At 37.3% G+C, this 22,418-nt stretch carries 12 protein-coding genes; 7 read left to right on the top strand and 5 right to left on the bottom strand.

What is annotated here, in order from left to right:
- Positions 1–154 precede the first annotated feature (154 nt).
- The 3 genes from RIV7116_RS19705 to RIV7116_RS19695 all read left to right on the top strand — a co-directional run bounded on the left by RIV7116_RS19705 (position 155) and on the right by RIV7116_RS19695 (position 5,578).
- Positions 155–1,141, top strand: coding sequence for a DUF6263 family protein (locus RIV7116_RS19705; RefSeq protein ID WP_015120071.1), 987 nt, complete (start codon positions 155–157; stop codon positions 1,139–1,141).
- A 768-nt stretch (positions 1,142–1,909) separates the two neighbouring features.
- On the top strand, positions 1,910–3,340 hold the full coding sequence (locus tag RIV7116_RS19700; RefSeq protein ID WP_015120070.1) for a calcium-binding protein: 1,431 nt from the start codon (positions 1,910–1,912) through the stop codon (positions 3,338–3,340).
- A 1,104-nt stretch (positions 3,341–4,444) separates the two neighbouring features.
- On the top strand, positions 4,445–5,578 hold the full coding sequence (locus RIV7116_RS19695) for a cyclopropane-fatty-acyl-phospholipid synthase family protein (RefSeq protein ID WP_015120068.1): 1,134 nt from the start codon (positions 4,445–4,447) through the stop codon (positions 5,576–5,578).
- Between the two features lie 124 nt (positions 5,579–5,702).
- Here the strand turns inward: RIV7116_RS19695 and RIV7116_RS34025 are convergent, their stop codons facing one another.
- On the bottom strand, positions 5,703–10,052 hold the full coding sequence (locus tag RIV7116_RS34025; RefSeq protein WP_015120067.1) for a PAS domain S-box protein: 4,350 nt from the start codon (positions 10,050–10,052) through the stop codon (positions 5,703–5,705).
- 515 nt (positions 10,053–10,567) lie between these two features.
- The gene (locus RIV7116_RS19685; RefSeq protein WP_015120066.1) at positions 10,568–11,785 is read right to left on the bottom strand and encodes a glycoside hydrolase family 10 protein; all 1,218 of its coding nucleotides are present in this window, start codon (positions 11,783–11,785) and stop codon (positions 10,568–10,570) included.
- Positions 11,786–12,250: 465 nt separating this feature from the next.
- On the opposite strand from RIV7116_RS19685, the gene RIV7116_RS19680 reads away from it, so the two are divergent.
- Together RIV7116_RS19680 and RIV7116_RS19675 are read left to right on the top strand one after the other, a co-directional pair.
- The gene (locus tag RIV7116_RS19680) at positions 12,251–12,793 is read left to right on the top strand and encodes a DoxX family protein (RefSeq protein ID WP_015120065.1); all 543 of its coding nucleotides are present in this window, start codon (positions 12,251–12,253) and stop codon (positions 12,791–12,793) included.
- A gap of 146 nt (positions 12,794–12,939) precedes the next feature.
- A complete protein-coding gene (locus tag RIV7116_RS19675) occupies positions 12,940–13,230 on the top strand; it encodes a hypothetical protein (RefSeq protein ID WP_015120064.1) in 291 nt (96 codons plus the stop codon).
- 118 nt (positions 13,231–13,348) lie between these two features.
- Here RIV7116_RS19675 and RIV7116_RS19670 read toward each other — a convergent pair whose 3' ends face one another.
- The 3 genes from RIV7116_RS19670 to RIV7116_RS19655 form a co-directional block, all read right to left on the bottom strand.
- On the bottom strand, positions 13,349–14,626 hold the full coding sequence (locus RIV7116_RS19670; protein ID WP_015120063.1) for a glycoside hydrolase family 10 protein: 1,278 nt from the start codon (positions 14,624–14,626) through the stop codon (positions 13,349–13,351).
- Between the two features lie 709 nt (positions 14,627–15,335).
- Positions 15,336–16,418 (bottom strand): class I fructose-bisphosphate aldolase, encoded by a 1,083-nt coding sequence (locus RIV7116_RS19660; protein ID WP_015120062.1) that lies wholly within the window; start codon positions 16,416–16,418, stop codon positions 15,336–15,338.
- 347 nt (positions 16,419–16,765) lie between these two features.
- Positions 16,766–20,293 carry an AAA-like domain-containing protein gene (locus tag RIV7116_RS19655; RefSeq protein ID WP_015120061.1) on the bottom strand — a complete coding sequence of 1,176 codons (3,528 nt, stop codon included), beginning with the start codon at positions 20,291–20,293 and terminating at the stop codon, positions 16,766–16,768.
- Between the two features lie 637 nt (positions 20,294–20,930).
- Between RIV7116_RS19655 and RIV7116_RS19650 the strand changes: the two genes are divergently transcribed.
- Positions 20,931–21,317: a glyoxalase/bleomycin resistance/dioxygenase family protein gene (locus RIV7116_RS19650; RefSeq protein WP_015120060.1), complete on the top strand. Its 387-nt coding sequence runs from the start codon at positions 20,931–20,933 to the stop codon at positions 21,315–21,317.
- 72 nt (positions 21,318–21,389) lie between these two features.
- Complete coding sequence (gene ylqF, locus RIV7116_RS19645) at positions 21,390–22,280, top strand: ribosome biogenesis GTPase YlqF (RefSeq protein ID WP_015120059.1); 891 nt, start codon at positions 21,390–21,392, stop codon at positions 22,278–22,280.
- The last annotated feature ends 138 nt before the right edge of the window (positions 22,281–22,418 follow it).

The raw sequence follows: 22,418 nt of genomic DNA, 5'->3' as shown, positions 1-22,418 counted from the left end.
CAGACAGCTTTGGGCATCCCTTCAACGAGGAGAGGGGAAGAAAGTGAGGTTTACCTGGATTTCATCCAAGTGAAAATCGTTAATTATGAATCGATTCGGGAATAAATGCTTGTATAACTGAATTATATAAGTATATAAACTTCGGTAAAAAATAATGACAACCAAAAAAAGCTTGTTAGCTGGTGGGATTCTGCTCACCATTATTGGTTCCGGATTACAACCCGTTTTTAATCGTGCATTTGCTCAAACAACACAACCACAAACACCGCTTGAAAATCAGCTATCCCCACAGCCAGAAACTAAATCCCAAATTCGATTAATTACACCAGGAGCACAACCGCGTCAAAGATTACGTTTTGTACCCCAAACGGGACAAAAAGAAACTGCTGATATGCAAATGGATATGAATATGTCCATGTCTGTGAATGGTAATGAAGCACCATCATTTAAAATACCTGGAACCAGCTTGAAATTAAATACTACCGTCAACAAGGTAGAACAAAATGGCGATATTTATTATGATTTTTCTTATGACAATGTCGATATAGTCGGAGAAAGCAATCTACCACCCAGCGCTCTGGAAGATATGCGCCGTGAAATAAAAAAAATGCAAGGTTTAAAAGGAAATGTAATTGTTGATAATAAGGGGCAGACTAAAAAAGCTAATTTTATTGTCCCGAAAAACTTCAACCCAGCTTTAAAACAAACGATGGATCAATTGAAAAATTCCATCGAACAGCTATCGGCTCAAGTTCCCACAGAAGCAGTCGGTAAAGGTGCAAAATGGAAAGTTACTTCTAACATTAGCTTCAATGGCATCACCCTTGTGCAAACTGCTAACTACGAATTGGTTGATATTCAAGATGGCATTGCAACAATGAATATCAATCTAACGCAAAAAGCACCCGGCGCACAAAAAATAGCATTACCCCAAATTCCCAAAGGTATGACTATGATTATGGAATCTTACAACGCCAATGGCACGGGACAATCAAAAATCGCTTTAAACCGACTTATGCCTTTAAGTACATCGCTCAAAATGAATGCAAATACTCAAATGCGTACAACCGTGCCTAATTCTCCAGAAACAATGATAATGAATCAGCAAATATCTACGCAATTAAATATTCAGTCAAAATAGTAATAAGTAATTAGCAAGCCAAAAAAACCATCAGTGTAATTAAATTATTTTAGCTTCAGGGGACGCTATTTTAGTAATAGGACTTACGCAACTGGCATATTTATCTTTTAGGGTGCTGTGACACTTCGACTATTTATGAACGTAGTAATAATGTTTTTAGTGTCACGCACCAACGGGACACTGTGACAATTGCGGACATTCCTGACTAAAATCAAATAGCTTTACTAGCGCCCCTGATTATTTATTGAATCTGACTTAGGGAACTAAGACAATTCTTAAACAATTCGATTGTAGACAATAAGTATGAGGAAACTGTGAGGGAATCTAGAACGGATTAACTCATTATTTGTTAATCAACTGATAGTATAGTTGCACTAAAAAGCTAAAATAAAAGACATTAACTCAATTAAACGTGAAGAAAAATTAATAATTAGAAATTAGAATAATCTAGAGATTGTAGTTTTGTAACAAAACAAAAGCATAGCTTATTGAAGTGAATTGCATATGCAAACTCTATCTAATTCTTGTGGCAATAAATAGCAGCAAGAGAATATATCAAATGGCGTATATTAATTAATCTAATCGTTTTTAGTGAAAGTTAACCATTATGTAAAAAAGAATATCAAAATTTAGCTAAATATATTTAAGCAAACAAAAATTAGATACAACTATTAGTAGTTAAAGAGATTGAAATCAAAAATCATTTTTTGTTTTAACCATCTCTTTGCATATTCACTCTTCAATATCAAGCCACAAAGGATTTTTGACATGGCTACTAATAACAATGATTTTCTGGTAGGGACAAATGGTCCTGACTTAATCAACGCTTTAGCAGGTAATGATACGGTTATTGGTTTGAGAGGTAACGATACGTTGCGGGGCAATGCTGGTAATGACAGGTTGTTTGGCAACGAAAATAACGATAGTCTCCAGGGCGGTATAGGTAACGATAACCTTGATGGTGGTTCGGGTAGAGATACTCTGCGCGGTGGTGCTGGAAGAGATACGCTTGCAGGTGCTACAGGCAATGATAATTTATTTGGCAATGGAGGAAACGATAGTCTTTTAGGCGGCAACGGTAACGATAATCTCAACGGTGGCAACGGTAGAGATACTCTGCGCGGTGGTAACGGAAGAGATACGCTTTCAGGCGGTAACGGTAACGATAACCTCAGAGGTGGTAACGGCAACGATCTTCTACGGGGTGGTGCCGGTAGAGATACTCTTTCGGGTAACGCTGGAAATGATAATCTATTTGGCAATAGAGGAAATGATAGTCTTTTAGGCGGCAACGGTAACGATAACCTTAGAGGTGGTAACGGCAACGATATCCTACGGGGTGGTGCCGGTAGAGATACTCTTTCTGGTAACGCTGGAAATGACAATCTATTTGGTAACGGAGGAAACGATAGTCTTTTAGGCGGCAACGGTAACGATAACCTTAGAGGTGGTAACGGCAACGATATCCTACGGGGTGGTGCTGGTAGAGATACTCTTTCTGGTAACGCTGGAAATGACAATTTATTTGGTAACGGAGGAAACGATAGTCTTTTAGGCGGCAACGGTAACGATAACCTTAGAGGTGGTAACGGCAACGATATCCTACGGGGTGGTGCTGGTAGAGATACTCTTTCTGGTAACGCTGGAAATGACAATTTATTTGGTAACGGAGGCAATGATAGTCTTCTAGGCGGTAGCGGTAACGATAACCTCAGAGGTGGTAACGGCAACGATATCCTACGGGGTGGTGCTGGTAGAGATACTCTTTCTGGTAACGCTGGAAATGACAATTTATTTGGTAACGGAGGCAATGATAGTCTTCTAGGCGGTAACGGTAACGATAACCTCAGAGGTGGTAACGGTAACGATATCTTGCGGGGTGGTGCCGGTAGAGATACCCTAAACGGTGGTAACGGCAACGACAGGTTATTTGGTGGCGCTGGTGCGGATATTTTGATCGGCGGTGCTGGTGCGGATACTTTGACTGGTGGTGCAGGTGCAGATTTATTTAATATTCAAGGCTTTGACACCATTACAGACTTTAGATTCTTTGAAGGTGATAGATTCACTTTTGGCTTTAGCAGCAACATTAGTGATTTCGATATCCAAGGCAACCAAATATTGTTCCAAAATCAAGCCATCGCTAGTTTGACAACGGCTCCTTCGGGGTTTGAAATCCAAGACGCTATTATGATGTAAAGGGCATCGGAATAAACCAAGAGTTTACGGAAAGCGATAGCCATGAAATTTTGATTTTGCCTATCGGAGGTGTTATCGCTAGCAATAAAAATTGATTCTGCTAGTGAAGAAATATCAAATAAGTTTGCTACGTTCGCATCTTGCACCAGTCTTAACAAGAGTCGGAGGCTCTCCAACTAGTTCTCAAGCAAGGCAAATTTGCTGAGTGAGGCAAGGGAGGGGGAAGAAAAAATTATTTTCTTACTTTTTCTTCTTTTTATGGACTCCGCAAAGTTAGCTTGGTGAATTACTAGTTCCCTGATTAAACCTGGTAACTAGGTTCTAAAGGCTCCGGCTCTAGCGAATGAGAATGGTGCAAGATGTGAACTATCTTTCTTTTATGACTTTCTAGTTTTAACTAATATTGGAAACAAGTGCTAATTTCTCAAAAGCTACTCCTATCTCACTCTAAAATTACCTATCTATTTTTAGCTCTTTCCTCTGCGCTCTCTGCGCTCTCTGCGGTTTTTTATAGGAAATCTTCTATCGGGAAGGGAGTATAAGTACTTAGACAAAATTAATTGTATATAGCGCTTTTCACTTGGGTGCAATACAGTCTGAACCTCACCCCTTACTAAGGAGAGGGGTGTCCAAATGAGTAGTTACCTGTTGTATTCTACTCAACTGACAACGGCTATATTTGTCATTGCGAGCGACAGCGAAGCAATCGCAACACTCTGCGATTGCTGCGTTTCACTCGCAATGACACAAATAATTTTGCATACCCACTTAGATTGTAAGGATTTCGATTTAACTACTCAAGTTATCCTCACAAGTTCCTCATATTTTTATAATAGATTGAATGAATAGCAGTTAGTAAGCATTGTTTGCTCTTAATGAGCTTATATCCTTTGGGATAAATATGCTCCATTGCAGATTCCTTCGACTTTTATGAGTGCAAAGATTTTATCTTGAGGCTGCTTTCTCCAGGCTTGTCAACAGGTAATGAATTCTTTGCACTTGTTTTTTGACACTAATTTTTTCAATCGAGAATAACCATATATAGCAATCCTGAATAGTTTAGGACTGCTACAGATAGGGATTAAAAATAAAGAGAAAACTAAAATGACTTCTACAAAAGTATTTTCAGGCTTTCAAAAGCATATTCCCATCATGGGAGATATATCTTTAAAAGACCCAATTGCGTATAAATCTACACGATTAATGGCTGGAATTCTTAATCAGGCTCACATGGTTTCAGCAGAAGCTTACATCAATGGTCTAGAAATACCAGATTCTGCTTTTCGATTGTTGTTGCACGCATCGATGCCCATTTTCTTTAAGTATTGTCCCGCTTTATTAGCTCCTTATGAATGGGTATTAAACGAATCCGATAGTCTGGCTAAATCTTCAAAACAGCTAATGAAACTTCAGTACGATTTACCCCAAACTATGCTGAATCAGATGTTGGGAGATTGGGAAGTTATTTATCCCAAATACAGTATGGGATTATGGGAAGATGGAGCTAGGAATCTTGAAGAATCTCAAATGCACGCAATCGATCTGATAATCGAGCGACTAGAAATAGCTGACGGCGACCATATTTTAGATTTAGGCTGTGGCTGGGGTTGCGTGGCTAACTACATTATGTCTAAGTTCCCTAATGTACGATTTACGGGACTGAATTTCAGCTATCAACAATGCGAGTATATACGCCGCAAAATGCAAGACTCTCAGAGTTATCTAAGTTCAGGTAGATTTACGCTTTATGAAGATGATTTAAATCGCGTAGAATTCGTCGAGAAATTTGACAAAATTCTTTCAGTCGGACTTTTTGAGCATGTTGGAAATCTCACAAATTCCCTGCAAAAAGTAGCGTCGTTTCTTAAAAGTGATGGGAAGGCATTCATTCATATCATTACTGTTCGTATCCCCAACAATATGTCATCAGGCTTTACCCATAAGTACATTTTTCCTCACGGGCGCTACTGGAATTATAATGCGATTCCAAATCATAATCGCGATCTTAAAACCGTCAGTCAGTGGTATATAAACGGCATCAACTACCATCAAACCTTAAAAGCATGGTTGCAAAGATTTGATAATTATCAAGATACAATCAAATCTTTAGACTATGGCATGAACTACGACAAGTTTCGTCGAATGTGGCGCTTCTATTTACTCATGTTAGGAACAATTTTTGCAACTTGCGACGGTGAATACAACGGCAACGGTCAGTATCTTCTAGTCAAAGTATAATCTCATGACTGGTAAAATATTTGTCATATCTATGGAACTGGGTAATGGGTAATAGGTAATAGGTAATAGGTAATGGGTAATTAATAATAATTCTGGCATTACTGAAATAACTGTTGATTGATTGCTAATTACTACTCGCTGATAAAACTCCACTTATAGTATTGAGCAAGTCGTATTGGGTGAATGGTTTTGCTAGAAATCCTTGAATTCCAGTGCCTGCTGCTTGAGCTAAAGTCTGAGTAGATGTTAATCCGCTCATGGCAATAATTTTGACTTGTGGGTTTAGCTGTTGCAAAGTTGCTATAGCTGTTGCTCCGTCCATTTCTGGCATCATCATATCTATTAACACGATACTAATTCCAGTTTTATTCTGGACATATGTTGAAATTGCTTCGATGCCATCTGCTGCTGTAAGAATATCGAAGTTTTGACTTTCTAATGTAGTTTTAACAATTTCACAAATTGCTGGTTCGTCATCTACTATTAGAATCTGCTCTGAGTTTCCTAAAAGCGCTATATTTTCTTGTGCTGGTTCGATTCTCTTATCCTGAGTGCTTGGTAAGTATACTTTGAATTGACTACCTTTTCCTAACTCACTAGTTACTTCAATAAAACCACCGTGGTTTTTAATGATGCCAATAGCAGTTGATAAACCTAATCCCGTTCCTTTACCTACTTCTTTAGTGGTAAAGAAGGGATCAAAAACTCGCTCAATAGCTTCTGGAGAAATTCCTTTCCCTGTATCGGCAATGGTAACTACAACATAATTACCAACTTTTGCCTCGATGTTCATTTTGGCATAGCTTTCATCAATGTACAGGTTTTGTGCAGAAATAGTTATAGTTCCACCGTTGGGCATGGCATCGCGAGCATTAACTACTAAGTTCATAAAAACTTGATGCATTTGTGTAGGATCTGCCGAAATTGTCAATAGGTCTTGCGGTAGATACCTGTTGATTGCAATTGATTTGGTAAATGTTCTGTTGGCAAACTGCTCAATTTCTTTTAGAAGATGCTTGATTTGCAATACGGTGCGCTTACCTTCATTTCCGCGAGCGAATGTCAGGATTTGCTTAACTAAGTCGGCTCCGCGTTTGGCACTGTCTTCTAGCATGGAAAGCATTTCCCTACAATCTTGCTCTTCGTTATTCAACTTGAAGGGTAAAAGTTGAGCGATCGCCAAAATTGGTGTGAGCATGTTATTCAAATCGTGAGCGATACCGCTCGCCAAAGTTCCCAAACTTTCTAAACGTTGAGTGCGGAGAAACTGGTTTTCTAGGTGCTTTGTCTGGGTGATGTCGGTATCTACAGTCAAAACTGATTCGGGTTTTCCAGTTTTGTCGCGCACCAGTGTCCAACGGCTAGCAACAATAATATTTTTACCTGTTTTAGTAATTTTATGTAATTCTCCCTGCCAGGAGCCAGCTTCAACAACTTCGCTCAATGCTGATTCTAATTCTGGTGAAATTTCTTCATATAAAATTTCGTTGGCTGTCTTTCCGATTAATTCTTCTTTCTTCCAACCATATATATTTTCGGCGCTGTTGTTGCAATATAAAATAGTTTCTTCTAAATCTTTAACTAAAATTGCATCGGTAGTAATATCGAGCAATTGAGCTTGTTCTTTAATTTTTTCTTCGGCTTCCTTGCGTCGCGTGATGTCAGAAAAGGAAGTGACTACACGATAGGGAAGATTTTGTCCTGGTAAAAATAGCGGTTCGGAGTTAATCAAAATCCAAGTAAGTTTTCCATTGGGTTTGTAAACTCCCATCACCGTATATAAACATGGTTTACCGGTATGCAAAGCAACCATCGCCGGATGAGTTTCCCCTGGGAAAGGAGAACCGTCTTCGTGGATTGTACGCCAGCGAGGATCTACAGAATTACGTCCCTTTATCTGTTCGGCTGATAGCCCTAAAATCTTTTGGGCACTAGCATTACAGGAAATTATAGTACCATCGGCTTGCTGAATAACTACACCTTCATGCATCGATTTTACAACCGAGCGGTAGCGTTCTTTACTCTCTCTTAACTCCAATTCTACTTGCTTATATTCGCTAATATCTTGAACAATGCCATAATAACGACACAAGTTTCCTTGGGAATCGCGCTCTACCCTTCCGCAAATAAACACGTAACCAATGCTATTATCGGCATTTAGAAAACGTACTTCAGTTTCATAGGGAATACCCTGCTCGATACAAGCCATTACCATTTGATAAATTTTATCGCGGTCGTCTGGATGTACATTTGAATTAATTACGGTTTCGACATCGGGCATAGCATCACCGGGATTCAAGTTAATTATCCGGTAATATTGTTCGGACCACCATCTTTCATTTGTCGTCAAATCTCTAGACCAACTGCCCATTTTTGCTATTCTCTGGGCTTCTTGCAGCAAAGCCTGAGTCCAGCGCAGTTTTTCTTCAGCTTGCTTATGTTCGGTAATATCGGTGACAGTTCCTAGATACCCCGTAATGTCTCCTGTTTGATTGCAAATAGCGATCGCATTGCCAAACACCCAACTAACTTTACCTTCAGGAGTGCAAAAGCGATATTCCATTGCAAACTCTTGTCCTGCTGTGGCAGCATCGTACCATGCGGTAAACACTTGCTCTTTATCATCAGAATGTAGCGCTTTTGACCAACCTTCTCCTGATGCTTCTTGCTCGGATAATCCAGTAATTTCTGACCAACGTGGGTTGACAAATAAACATTCTCCCTTTGCATTAGTTTGAAAAATTCCCACAGGAGCATGAGTTACTAATACCCGAAAACGTTCTTCACTAGTACGTAACCTATCTTCAGCTTGAAAACGTTCGGTAATATCTCTATCAATACCGCGATAACCACGAAAATAACCGTTTGCATCGAATATAGGTACGCCGCTTGTTTCCATAATTACGGAATTTCCGTTTTTATGAAACTTGATATTTTCTAAATTTTTAAACTGCTGTTTTTCTATAATAAATGAGTTAAGAACCTCAACAAGCCGCTTACCTTCTTCGGTAGGCAGCAAATCTAACGGCGTTTTACCCAAAATTTCTTGAGGAGTGTAACCGAGAATATCTAATACTTTTGGACTAGCGTAAGTAAAAAAGCCATATTCGTTGACTTCCCATACCCAATCGCTTGATATTTCTACCAAAGAGCGAAATCTTTCTTCAGAAGTTTGTAGCGAAATTTCTGCACGTTTGCGAGGTGTTATGTCAATATCTACTCCATCTACAATTAAATCGCCATTTGTATGATTGGAACAGCGAAAATTGTTTCCCAACCATTTTACTTGTCCTAAAACATCAATGGCTCGATATTCCATATAATGCGATTGATGTTGCTCCCCAGTAGCAGTTATTAACGCTTGAGCAAATTTCTCTCTATCATCCAGATGAATTGTTGCGAGTACATCTTCGGGATAAGCGCTCATATCAGTCGGATTTAAACCCAATAGTTGGCGATAACCAACGCTAGCATAGGGAATAGACACTTTGCCATCAGTATGATAGATAAAGCGATAGATTCCTATAGGATTATTGTTAACAATTGTTTCTAGTTGCTGTAGTTTCTCCCGTATAGCTATTTCTGCACGTTTGCGCTTGGTAATGTCGCGAATCACAGCAATTAAACCGATATTTTCGCCACTATTATCTTTGAGCACGTTAACTGATGATTCAACGAAGATTTCTTCGCCATTATTTTTTATATGAATATTCTCTCCCTGCCAAGCTTCTGTTGCTGACAAAGCATCACGTGCAGCTTGCTCGTCTTCTGAATTCACCCAACGAGAATCATAAGCTTCTTCGAGCCGTTTACCAACAAAATTTTCAAGTTTAACATTATATAACTTTTCTGCTGCTTGATTTAAATAAATAATGCAATGCTCGTTATCGATCCCAACAACTGCATCACCAAGTCTATTCAAGACATGAGTCTCAAAATTGACTTGCTTGTGCGATTCGTAACAATTATATGTTTGAGTTTGGCGTTGCAGTAGCGCTTGCAAATCAAAATTTTGCAGCAAACTATCCTGAGTGATAATTCCGACTATTTGCTCGAAATCATTCACAATCGGTAAATTTCCGATTCTATGCTGGCGCATTAATTGCAATGCTGTAAATATATTATTACTTTGGGACTTTTTTAAGGTTACTACTTGCCGAGTCATTACTTCGGCAACCTTCACTTTATTTAAATTGTTCCTAGATAAAATAAATCTAATTATATCTGAAGTCGTTAATATACCCTGAAGAAGTAAATTTTCACAGACTAGTACGCAATCAGTTTGTTGATTGTTTGCTGTAACTGTTATTTGAGAAATATTAGGTGCATTCAAGTTTTGATTGATATTTTGAACCGGAATTCTCATTAAAGCAATCGCATCAATCACCAAAGTCTCTGGGGTAACTATTGCAGGAGAAGTATTTATAAACCGAGTTAAAGGAGGTAAATCAATAGGTTCGGCATTTGATTGCATAATTAAAATGCTTCAGAAAAACTTGAGGTCAAAATTGATAAAACCTTATACCTCTAACTTTAGCGCCGATTGTAGTCTATATAATTAGTCAAAAACATGAAACAACATTTAATTAAATAGCGAGCAACCACTAATATTATCTCAATAATAGACAGTGCGGGGATTGCAGAGAATGTTTTAATTACATGCAAAATTATATTAATTATTGTAAATAAGTTATTGAAAAAAGTCAGCATTTATCTATAGCTAAAATTTATTGCTGGTATAAAAATAGATGGTTTAAAAATATGATTGCCGCACATCTCAGAATTAATATTGTTGAGTAGTGCATTTCATTAATTTTGAATGGTTGATTTTCTGCATAACGTTGGGAGACGTAGCAGTGCTACATCTCTACATTACGTTGGAATTAATCAAAAAGAATAGTAGTGCATTTCATTCTTCTGAGCGGCGCATGGAAAATATAAAAATTTATTCTCCCACCTCTGTGCCCTCACCATTCTTACTCGTCAACATTACCTCATCGCAGAGCGAAAAGCAGGCGCGGGAAACATAGCTTGAAACCCCGCTTTTCTGTACTGTTTCGATTCTTGGGTGCGATTCCATAAGCTTTCATAATAAAAGAAAGATACACCCAAACCATGTTGACGAGATGCTCTAACTTGAGATTGAATTTGTTGCATGGAAACCGGCTTGTTTCGCAATCCTGCCATAATTCCTACTGCTGTTGGAATCTTCTTTTGCGTTTCTTGCATTTCTTCGCGGTTAATTGTAGCAACGAATGACTGCAAATCATTACGGTAAATTTGCACGATTAGCTCATCTACAATATCTTCTCTCACCCATTTAAGCCAATCTTGCAAGTGCAGTTTGTAAGCGAAATCATAATAATTTGGAGAAACAGAGAAAACCGCATCTGATTTTATGGCTTTTACAGCATGATTGAGTTCGATCATAAATTCGCTAATTTTATCCGCTCTCCAGCGTATCCAGTCTGTATCATCAGCATTTTTAGGGGGATTGTTACCAGTTTCTTGCCGGTACAAAGCAACGGTATATTTGTCATAACCGAACTCGCGGGGTAAGCTCATATGGTCATCAAACTGAATTCCATCTGCATCATATTGGGTAATTACTTCAGTTACCAATTCGGAAATAAATTTTTGAACCTGGGGATGAAATGGATTTAACCAAGCATTTTCACCTGCAACCCCAATCGTGGTTTGGCTTCCATCCTGTTTTTGGGTTAACCAATCAGGATGATTCAAGGCTAATTCCGAACTTTGAGGAATCATAAAACCGAATTCAAACCAAGGAATTACTATCAGATGTTGTCGGTGTGCTTGAGAAATTAAGTCTGCTAAAATATCGTGCCCTTCCTCACCTCTGTAAAAAAAAGGAATCCCGGCTCTTCGTGCGGCATTAGACGGGTACTTTGTATAACCAGAATTCCACACTACGGGATAAATAGTATTAAAATTCATGCGTCGCAATAAACCTACAGCATCATTAACTTTTGCACGCGACTTAAGAATATTGAAATCATTACTAGTCATCCAAACGCCACGAATTTCATCACGGGGTTGTTGTGCTATTGCCGGAGCCAAACTATTTAGAAGTAAGCAGAAAATTATCGATGACAGAAACAAAAAAGGCAGAATTTTTTTTAGAAACGCATCTTTAATATAAACTTTCGCCAACTGCGCTTTTACATAAAACAATTTGCTATTCATACCACAAGTATTTATATCTATTGATGTAAAGAGATTTATTTGTGGTAGCGCATTCCCTACTTATGCTCGATACTTTTTGTATTTTATACAGCAAAATAATATTTTATCTCAGTGATATTACTTCAAGTTACGATGAAGGATAGCGGCATAATTATGCTCCATGTAAGGATTTCAAAAATAACGCGATCGCATGATGCATATTTGCAGATTGATAGCAATGTCTGAACAAAAAGCAACGGCGATAAAATTTCGGCTTAATTAAAATTCATATACTTTCATATTCATCGAAATTGCATAAGTCTCTATAAAGCCGCAATTACAAGATTAATGAACTATTTTCTGACTGCATTACAGAGATTTTCTCAGAAAAATTAATAAATAAAATTATATATTTACATTTCTTAACTATTTTGTTAAGTTAATTAATATAAATACGATCGATTTGCCTGCATAGATAATTGAGATATGACTAATACCGCACTAATAACAAACATTTTCAAACCTAATACCAGCCCTAATTTATTTTCGCAAACAGGTTGGGCTGTTCTAAGAGCCGTAGTTGGTATCATGATGATTCACAACGGTTTGGATAAATTGGGTAATATTGAAAGCTTTGCAGAAGCTTACGTAAAGGTTATCGGTTTGCCTTTCCCGATATTCTTTAGCTATGTGGCAGCTTTTACCGAGTTATTTGGTGCCCCATTATTGATACTTGGTTTATTGACTCGTCCGGCAGCTTTCGGTTTATTCTCAACAATGTGCGTTGCAATGTACCATCACGTGTTGGTTGCAGGCTTCAATATTTCCTACTTGGAATTATCAGCGATTTACGCAGCTTGCTTCCTATTCTTTACCATCAATGGTGCGGGTTTGTTTTCAACCGATGCATTAATAGCAAACTGGCTTGATAAAACTGCATTATCAATGCAAGCAAAGCAGATTATGCGATTGGAGAAAGCTTATGAAGCTAGCAGCAGCGAAGAGAAAGCAAAAGTTGCGATCAAGTAGTAATAATTCTGTATGAATTGTAATTGCTTAAAGTGATTAAAAGCCCGGTTTCTTTAAGAAGCCGGGTTTTTAAGTTATTTTATAGACTACAATCTTTACTGACTTAATTTTTATCAAGCAAAATATATTCGTATTTATTAAAGCTCATGAAGAACAACTTATTCGCTATCAAAATATTGTCTACAGTTCTGATGATAGGTGCTATGGGGTTAGAAATATGGAATATTTATGCGATAACACATCAACTTCAAATACCATCAAATATTAAACCGATTTTTTGGATTGAACGTGTTGCTGTTGCAGCACATTTGTTTGAGGCAATCATAGCAGCTTTTAAAGCAGGTTCTAAAGATAAAATTTGGTATAAATATGGTATATATACTTTTTTCGTTGGCACAGTTGGCTTGATGGAATTATTTCAAGAAGAAAAGAATTAGCATTGTGTAAAATCCGAAATTCTTTCTAAATTAGATTGAGAAACCCGGTTTGTACAAAAACCGGGTTTATTTTATAGTCGCAAATTGTTTTCTACCTTATTATCTGCTTATTTTTTCATCAAATTCTTGAACGACGAGCAAAACGTGGAAATAAAGACTTAAATCCAGATTGCCGTAATTCTACACTTTCTTGAGCATAATTCCAGAGACTTTCGTAATAAAAGAAAGTTACACCCAAACCGCGTTGTTGTGCTGCTCGTACTTGAGATTTAATTTGCCGCATTGAAACTGGACGATTTCGCAAACCCGCCATAATACCGATACCAGTAGGTATATATCGCTTAGTTTCAATAATTTCTGGAAGGTTAATTTTGCGAGTAAAACTAGCTAAATCATTACGGTAAACTTGCATCACCAATTCATCTACAATACTTAAACGCACCCAGTTGAGCCAATCTTGCAACTGTAATTTATAAGCGTGGTTGTAGTAATTGGGAGAAACAGAAAAAATTACATAAGGTTTTCTGGCTTTTACCGCTTGATTAAGTTGTGCCATAAAAGCTGTAATTTTATCCGCACGCCACTTTACCCATGCTTCATCTGCGGGATTTGCTGGCGGTGGGTTTTCGGTTTCTTGAGTGTACAAGGCAACGGTATATTTGTCATAACCGAAGTCCCGAGGTAGACTCATGTGGTCATCAAATTGAATGCCATCGACATCATATCTACTAACTACTTCGAGAACCAGATTTTGGATAAACTGCTGTACTTGAGGATGAAAAGGATTTAACCATGCAACTTCCCCTGCCGCACTATTAGAAGTTCGGCTTCCGTCGCGTTTTTGAGTCAACCATTCAGGATGATTCAAGGCTAATTCCGAGGTTTCAGGAGTCATAAAACCAAATTCAAACCAGGGAAGTACCAATAAACCCTGACGATGGGATTGACTAATCAAATCAGCAAGAATATCCTGTCCATCAGCACCTTTAAAGAAAAAAGGAATGCCAGCACGTTTGGCTGTAATACTAGGAAACTTAGTATAACCAGAATTCCAAACAACAGGATAAATAGTGTTGAAATTTAATCTTCGCAACTGAGTTATAGCATCTTTTGCTCCAGAGCGAGTTTTGAGAACATTGAAATCATTAGTACTCATCCATACTCCCCGAATTTCCTGACGAGGTAGTTGTCGGGGCTGGAATATTTCCGGTTGGATAATAGTCGCCGGAGGAGGGAGTTGGGCTGTAGACTGCAAATTGTCAAGCAGCAATACCGTAGAAAATGATATTGCAAATACAAGTGGAAGACAGCGCTTTAACAGCCGTCTGTATTTTTTGAATAAGTTAACTAGTCTTACGCGAACTTGTAAACTTCGATTGGGAAACTGATTCGTCATTAGTCTACAGGTATGTCTGCTTACTCTATAAGAGTTTGATTTATTGCGCGTTAATTTGTTGCATTCAATGAAGCAAAATTATCGCGGCAGGATGATTGACGTATTTGGCATTTTATAGTGCCGTGCCTAGTATACGTGCTTATGTATCAAGATTGACAACTATTTTTGATTTTGATTAATTAATTTGATTTATTGACTTTAGCCTATTTAGGAAAATGATTATACAACTATCGAAATAAGTATTTTTATAAATAGAATTAAAACGAAAACAAATTTTAATTTAGAAAAATAAATTACATTGAAGCCATTAAAGAAGATAGAAAGTGGATATCTGGGATTTTCGGAGCAAACAAAATACAGAGAATTATTTTCAGTTGATTCCTGAAAGCATGAAGAAATATCAAATAATAAAGTCGGTGAGTTTTGAAGAATATCCCGTATATCTGATAGAAGCTGAAGAATTTTGCTTTGTTGATTTGAAGGGAGTTAGTGAAGCAATAAATAGGCGTTGCTGATTAAAAGTATGAATTGCCCTAAGGCGTGTTTTCAAACCCCAACCGCTCTCAGGCTAAAGCCTGGAGTTACATCTACAAAGCCCCCAAAGGGCTAGAAAACCCAGATTTTTCTAGTCCGCGCAGGCGGACTTTGTAAATATAGCCTCACCCTTATAGGGTGAGGAGTACTTTGAAAACACGCCCTTACTTACTATTTAAGCAATTGTCACATCTTCAGACAAGTAAACATCCTGAATCATGTGGAACAACTTAACACCATCTTCAAAAGGACGTTGGAATGCTTTACGTCCAGAAATTAAGCCGGTTCCCCCAGCCCGCTTGTTGATAATTGCTGTACGTACTGCTGCTGCAAAGTCGTTTTCACCGGCGGCACCACCGGAGTTGATTAACCCTGCCCGCCCGCAGTAGCAGTTTAATACTTGATAGCGAGTTAAATCGATGGGGTGATCTGTGGATAATTCGCTATAAACTTTCTCGTGAGTTTTTCCGTAACTTTTACCGATCGCCTTAGCAACTGCACCGTATCCGTTATTGTTTTCGGGCATTTTTTGCTTGATAATATCGGCTTCGATTGTCACGCCCAAGTGGTTGGCTTGAGAAGATAAATCGGCAGATAGATGATAATCTTTGTCTTGCTTGAAGGCGTTGTTACGGAGATAGCACCATAAGATAGTAGCCATTCCTAGCTCGTGAGCGCGTTTGAAGGCTCTACTTACTTCTTGAATTTGTCGGGTGGAGTTTTCCGAGCCGAAGTAAATTGTTGCACCGACGGCAACAGCACCTAAATTCCAAGCTTGTTCGACATCACCAAACATTACCTGATCGTAATCGTTGGGAACGTTGAGTAATTCGTTATGGTTAATTTTAACTATAAAAGGAATTTTATGAGCATATTTACGGGAAACAATTCCTAATACTCCTAAAGTTGAAGCCACCGCATTACAACCACCTTCAATTCCCAACTTAACAATATTTTCGGGGTCGAAATACATCGGATTCGGAGCAAAGGAAGCACCCGCAGAATGTTCAATACCTTGGTCTACAGGTAAAATCGATAAATAACCAGTATTCGCAAGTCTTCCCGTAGAGTACAAAGATTGCAAACTACGCAATACATGGGGGTTTCTGTCGCTCGATGCCCAAATTCTATCTACAAAATCGCTTCCCGGTAGGTGAAGCATATCTTTTGATACTTTTGCTTTGTGGGTAAGTAAATCTTTAGCTTCATTACCTAATAGTGATTCGATGAAATCGGGTACAGATGAGATGCTAGTCATAATAATGTTGTCCTAATAGACTTTCGTCTTTGATGGTAGCTATGCTAGCGAAATTGAGCCTATACCGAAAGTTTGACAAAAACTATTTTATAAAAAGGGAATGGGTAATTGGGCATGGGAAAATAAGATGGGGAGACAAGGGAACGAAGAAGAAACTATTTTTGGTGTTCGCATGTTGTTACTACTACTCGGTTAAGCCATTAAACTCGTTTTGAGATCCCCCAACCCGCTTAAAAAAGGGGGCTTTTATTCCCTCCTTTTCAAGGAGGGTTAGGGAGGATCTCCTCTTAACCGAGCAGTATTGCATTACCTACTACCAATTACCAATTACCAATGCCCAATTACCATTAATCGCATAAATTCCTATCTACAGAATCTACGTCTGCACTGTTTTGTAAATAATCTCGGACTAAATCGCAAGCGTAAGTAAGGACTTTGTCGCTATCAATAACTTTTTCTAAATTCCACAACATCAAAGTTTTGTCTTCGCTGCCAGAAACAAGAGTTTTTCCGTCTGGAGTAAATTCGACATCCCAAACAGCACCTTTATGTCCTTGCAAAGCTGTAATTAACTTGCCATTTGTATTCCATAATTTAATTGTACTGTCACCACTAGCCGAAGCAATTATGTAATTCTTAGAATTCTGTTTATTAATATTGGAAGAATTAATTGGAGTAGAAATAAATGCCACTCCTCTAGTATCAGTATTATGCCCTCGCAAAGTACTAATCAATTCACCATTTCGCTTCCACAGCTTAATATTTTTATCCAAACTAGCAGAAGCAATCATCTTGCCGTCGGGACTAAATGCAATTGCTACGACAGTATCGAAATGACCTTTCAAAGTATTTAAAGGTTTACCTTGAAGATTCCATAATTTAATAGTTTTATTTTTACCACCCGAAGCAATCATCTTGCCGTCGGGACTAAATGCAACTGCTCGAATAATTCCTTGACCTGTATTTATAGTATCTATTAAAGTACCGTCAATATTCCACAATTTAACTGTTCCATCTTCACTTCCGGAAATAATTATTTTACCATCAGGACTAAAAACTACCGACCAAACTGGAGCGTTATGTCCTTTTAAAACACTTAATTCTTTACCTTCAGTAGTCCATAGTTTAATTACATTATCATTACCTGCTGAAGCAATGATTTTATTATCCGGACTAAAATTAACATCAAGAAATCCTCTAGAGTTGCTTAGAATGCTTTGAAGTAGTTCACCATTCCGATTCCATAGTTTTATCGTGCTATCATCACTAACTGAAGCAATAGTTTGACCATCAGGACTGATAGCAACTTTGATTATCCCATTTTTATGACCGTAAAGAGTTTTAACTAAAGTATTATTTAAATTCCAAAATCTGATAGTTTTATCTTCACTAGTCGAAGCAAGAGTTTGACCGTTGGGATTCCAAGCTAACCCACGGACTCTACCATTATGCCCTTTCAAAGTTTCTAATAAAATACCATTAATATTCCATAATTTAATCGTATTATCCCAACTTGCAGAAGCAATGGTTTTACCATCTGGACTAAATCTTACTTTCCAAATTCCAGAAACATGATTTCTAAACGTATCAATTAACTTTCCATCTTCTACTTGCCACAGTTTTACGGTATTATCCATACTTCCAGAAACAAGCTTTTTACCGTCAGGGCTAAAATCTATTGAATAAATTTCATCTATATGACCTTTATAAATGCGAATTAACTTTCCTTCTGTATCCCATAGTTTAATAGTTCTATCAACGCTAGCAGAAGCAATGTTTTTTCCATCTGGACTAAAATTAACTGCATTAATTAAATTTTGGTGAGCTTTAAAACTTAGTTTAAATTTACCATCATCAACATCCCAAACTTTCACAGTCTTGTCGTAGCTGCCAGAAGCAATAGTCTTACTATCTGGACTCCAAGCAACTGATGAAACTACATTTTGATGACCTTCCAAAGTTTTTAATAAATCACCTTTGCGATTCCATATTTTAATTACCTTATCTCTACCAGCAGAAGCAATAAATTTACCGTTCGGACTAAAAGCAACAGTTCTTAAAGCATTTTTATGACCGGTTAAAGGTTTACTTTTTGTACCGCTACGAGTCCAAAGTGTAACTGTATTATCTCTATTAGCTGTAGCAATTATTTTACCGTCGGGACTAAAATCTACACCCCAAATCTGAGAATCAATTCCAGTAATCCGATTATATTCAATTGCTGTAAAAATAGCTTTCCTTAAAGCAGTTGTAACTTCTCTTGCAGTTTGAGAATCAGTTTTGCCAAACTGTTTAGCTTTTTTATTTGCCTTTAAACCTTGAACTAATGCATCCAAACGTTTTTCTAAAACAAATAATGCTCTAGACGAAGTAGCTATTGCTTTAATTTCATTCAATTTTGCTTGTCGATAAGCAACAAATGTAATAGCCGCTAAAGTACTAACAGCAATCAAAGCGCTGCTAACAGAAAATAATAAGGAATTTAAACGTGCTGCACTTTTTTCTTCTGCTTTTAGTCTTGCTTCAACAGCTTTAAGTCTTTGTGCTTCTAAATGCTCCTGAGTTTCGTAATTGTCCAATTCTTGAGAAGCTGTTAAATAAAGATAATCTAAATCGCTTAAACTTTTGCCCAAAGTCCATTTTTTAGCATCTTTTAAAGCTTGTCCTCGTAACAATCGCGAAGTATCTGTTTTATTTGAAGCAACCCAAGCATCAAAAGCTTGAGAGTAAGGACGTAATTGACTTAATTTTAGCGATACCCATTTTAAATCAAATACTTCTGCATAAATTGGATTTTTAATTTTGAGGAGATTATTCTCTTTGATAATTAAACCAGATAAAAACAATTCCATTTGTTCTCTGCTAATATCCGCTTCAACTTCTATACCTTGTAAAATTTGCTGATATATACCAAGCAATCTTCCCGCTTTCTGCTGCTGGAGAATTCTATCTCTTATAGTTTTCAAATGTTCGGGTTCGTCTTGTGACTCCCAATTATGAATAATTTGCGTTACAACTAATTTATCAACTTCAATTCGAGCTTCGTTTTCTGACTTTGCAATTATCCATTCCGCATTCCTCACCATTTTACAAAGCTTCTGAGTTAAAAATGGCTGTCCGTTAGTCCAAGCTAATATTTGTTCTAAAATTGCTTCCGAATGACTTACTTTATCTTCTAATCCCTTTAGCAAAGGTTGCGCTCTATCTAAAGTGAATCCCCCAAGATTTATTAATTTACCAACATTGAATGGAGTCCGATTTTTATCAGCAATTAAATCGCTTGGTGTAGCTACTCCAAAAATAGCAAAAGTAAGGCGATGATATTCTGGATTTAAAGCTCTTTGGTTATAGCAGAAACGAATTAAAGCAAATAAATCATCTACAGGAAAATCTAAACTCAGAATACTATCAATTTCATCAATAAAGATAATTATTTTATCTTCGGGAAACTGTACTAAAAGTACATCTTCAATAAAATGGCTTAAACGCTGAAGTACGGAAATATCTTCCTCTTCACGCCACCAAGATTTTAAGTTAAATTTACCGAATAAATGAAATCCTCGCCATAATTCAGCAACAACTCCTTTGTACCATTGAGCATGAGTAACTTGTTCGCTACCAACGCAACTCATATCAACTGTAGTACATTGATATCCTTCTTTGCTTAATTTATGGCTGCTGCGTACCATAATTGACGATTTACCCATTTGCCGAGAGTTAAACACATAGCAAAACTCTCCAGACTTCAAAGCTTGATATAGTTCTTCATCAGCCTGACGCACTACATAACAATCAGCATCGTTTTCTAAACTGCCGCCAACCTGATATTGATAATCAACCCTTTTTGGCTCATTAATATCTTTTATAGAAGTCATTTTTTACAGAGTATAATTCTGTATTTTAAACTTTAAAAATTGTAATTCATAAAAGCATATTATGCCATTAGCTTACATATTCGTATCGTTGATAAGTATTTACTTCAGATTTGTGCAAAAATATAAATAATTAATTTTTATAAGAAGATATAGACTATCAACAATTATTTGACACATAATTTAGTTGTCTAAACTCTATTGTAAAATGATGAAATATTTTCAAACTCAGGAGATAAAGCTTCATCAAAAATAGCTTCTGTAAATCCAGACGCTTGAATTACGAGTCATATTGCTACCGCTTGCGGTACTTTAAATGTTAGATGATTTAAAGTACCTTTGGAAAAAGTTGCAGAATATAGAGAAAAACTTACTAATAAAGGCATTTAAAGAACGCTAATTTGACACCATGCCGATGCTCCTTCTGATTATGTTGCAGAACCTGATGCAAACACCTTCACTTCTTAGTTTTATTTTTCGACCCGGATGGGATATTATTAAAATTTGCTGCAAATACTTGTTAGCTAGGTAATTTAGAGAAAGATATTCAACACCAACCGAACACAGCTTCAAATGATTTATCAAATTGATTCTGCTGTTTTAAAGATGACTCATTTTTTTAGTATCAATTTTTTTATATATGTTTTTTCAATGCGCGGAAGCTTTTGTCACTATTGCTACAAATAACTTTTCAGAACTGGTAGATTTCTACATTCAATTCCTCAGTCAAAAACCGAGTAATTATATTCCAAATGTCTACGCTCAATTTCAGCTTTCAGGATTAAAAATAGCTATTTTTAAACCAAAAGAATCTCACCTGGCTGAGTTCAATGATTCTTTTAAAAGCAGCATGAGTTTGTGTTTGGAGGTTAAAGATTTAGAAACTGTTATGTCTCATCTCGAAAACTTAGGTCATCCTCCCTTTCACGAAATTACCAACGCCTCTCACGGTAGAGAAGTTTATGCTTATGACATTGATGGCAATCGCATTATTTTGCATCAGTCCCATGCAAAAGGTAAATTTTAAACATATATACAAAGCTATATACTTAAATTTAATTCCTATTCCCTATTCCATACTCCCTACTGACCTATTCTTATGTCTATAACCCATAACTATAAATTAAATATAATTCAATGGTATCCCGGTCATATAGCTAAAGCCGAAAGACAGCTAAAAGAACAACTGAAATTAGTTGATGTTGTTTTAGAAGTTCGAGATGCTCGGATTCCCTCATCAACTCACCATCCCCAAGTATCTGAGTGGATAGGAGATAAAGCCAGGTTATTAATAATCAATCGGTTAGATATGATTTCATCTGAAGCCAGGGAATTATGGACGGATTATTTTAGAGCTAATAACGAAGTTCCCATTTTTACCAATGCCAAACAAGGAAAAGGGGTAAATGGAGTTGCTAAAGCAGCACAATCTGCTGGCAGTCAAGTTAACGAAAGACGTAAAGAAAGGGAAATGTTACCTCGTCCTATACGTGCTGTAGTAATTGGTTTCCCTAATGTGGGAAAATCAGCTTTGATCAACCGGCTATTGGGTAAACGTGTTGTACAAAGTGCGGCTCGCCCTGGTGTAACTCGTTCTTTGAGATGGGTAAGAATCTCCAAGGAATTAAACTTATTAGATGCTCCCGGTGTAATTCCGCTCAAGTTAGAAAATCAGGAAGCAGCATTAAAATTAGCAATTTGCGACGATATTGGAGAAGCATCCTATGATAATCAAAAAGTAGCAGCAGCATTCGTAGATATAGTGGGAGAAATGCAGGAAACTGCTCCCCAAATATTGCCTGAAAATCCATTTTTATTGCGCTACAAGCTCGAATCAACATCCTATACCGGAGAAGAATATTTATTCGCTTTAGCCGAACATAAATATCAAGGTGATGTAGAGCGTAGTGCAAGAACTATTTTAACCGACTATCGCAAAGGAAATCTGGGTCAATTTCCTTTAGAAGTACCGGAATCAATTGACAGTTAATAGTTATCAGTGAACAGTAGCTCGTTCCAAATCTCTGGCTTGAAATGCATTCTCAAGAGGCTCTGCCTCGTTTGACGACAGAAGGCAGAGCCTTCCACTAACGTATTCTTTGCCGGAGACAAGGAACAAGTTGTAATT

The sequence above is a fragment of the Rivularia sp. PCC 7116 genome, assembly GCF_000316665.1.
In the GTDB taxonomy this organism is placed as follows: Bacteria; Cyanobacteriota; Cyanobacteriia; order Cyanobacteriales; family Nostocaceae; genus Rivularia.
Note: the sequence above shows the minus strand (reverse complement) of the source record. Positions and strands in the feature narration are given on the sequence as shown.

Bases quoted from the DNA above. Each gene is read 5' to 3' on its own strand.
- RIV7116_RS19660 (WP_015120062.1), bottom strand. From the start codon at position 16,418: ATGACTAGCATCTCATCTGTACCCGATTTCATCGAATCACTATTAGGT.
- RIV7116_RS19675 (WP_015120064.1), top strand. From the start codon at position 12,940: ATGAAGAACAACTTATTCGCTATCAAAATATTGTCTACAGTTCTGATG.
- RIV7116_RS19670 (WP_015120063.1), bottom strand. From the start codon at position 14,626: ATGACGAATCAGTTTCCCAATCGAAGTTTACAAGTTCGCGTAAGACTA.
- RIV7116_RS19680 (WP_015120065.1), top strand. From the start codon at position 12,251: ATGACTAATACCGCACTAATAACAAACATTTTCAAACCTAATACCAGC.
- ylqF (WP_015120059.1), top strand. From the start codon at position 21,390: ATGTCTATAACCCATAACTATAAATTAAATATAATTCAATGGTATCCC.
- RIV7116_RS34025 (WP_015120067.1), bottom strand. From the start codon at position 10,052: ATGCAATCAAATGCCGAACCTATTGATTTACCTCCTTTAACTCGGTTT.
- RIV7116_RS19700 (WP_015120070.1), top strand. From the start codon at position 1,910: ATGGCTACTAATAACAATGATTTTCTGGTAGGGACAAATGGTCCTGAC.
- RIV7116_RS19650 (WP_015120060.1), top strand. From the start codon at position 20,931: ATGTTTTTTCAATGCGCGGAAGCTTTTGTCACTATTGCTACAAATAAC.
- RIV7116_RS19705 (WP_015120071.1), top strand. From the start codon at position 155: ATGACAACCAAAAAAAGCTTGTTAGCTGGTGGGATTCTGCTCACCATT.
- RIV7116_RS19655 (WP_015120061.1), bottom strand. From the start codon at position 20,293: ATGACTTCTATAAAAGATATTAATGAGCCAAAAAGGGTTGATTATCAA.
- RIV7116_RS19685 (WP_015120066.1), bottom strand. From the start codon at position 11,785: ATGAATAGCAAATTGTTTTATGTAAAAGCGCAGTTGGCGAAAGTTTAT.
- RIV7116_RS19695 (WP_015120068.1), top strand. From the start codon at position 4,445: ATGACTTCTACAAAAGTATTTTCAGGCTTTCAAAAGCATATTCCCATC.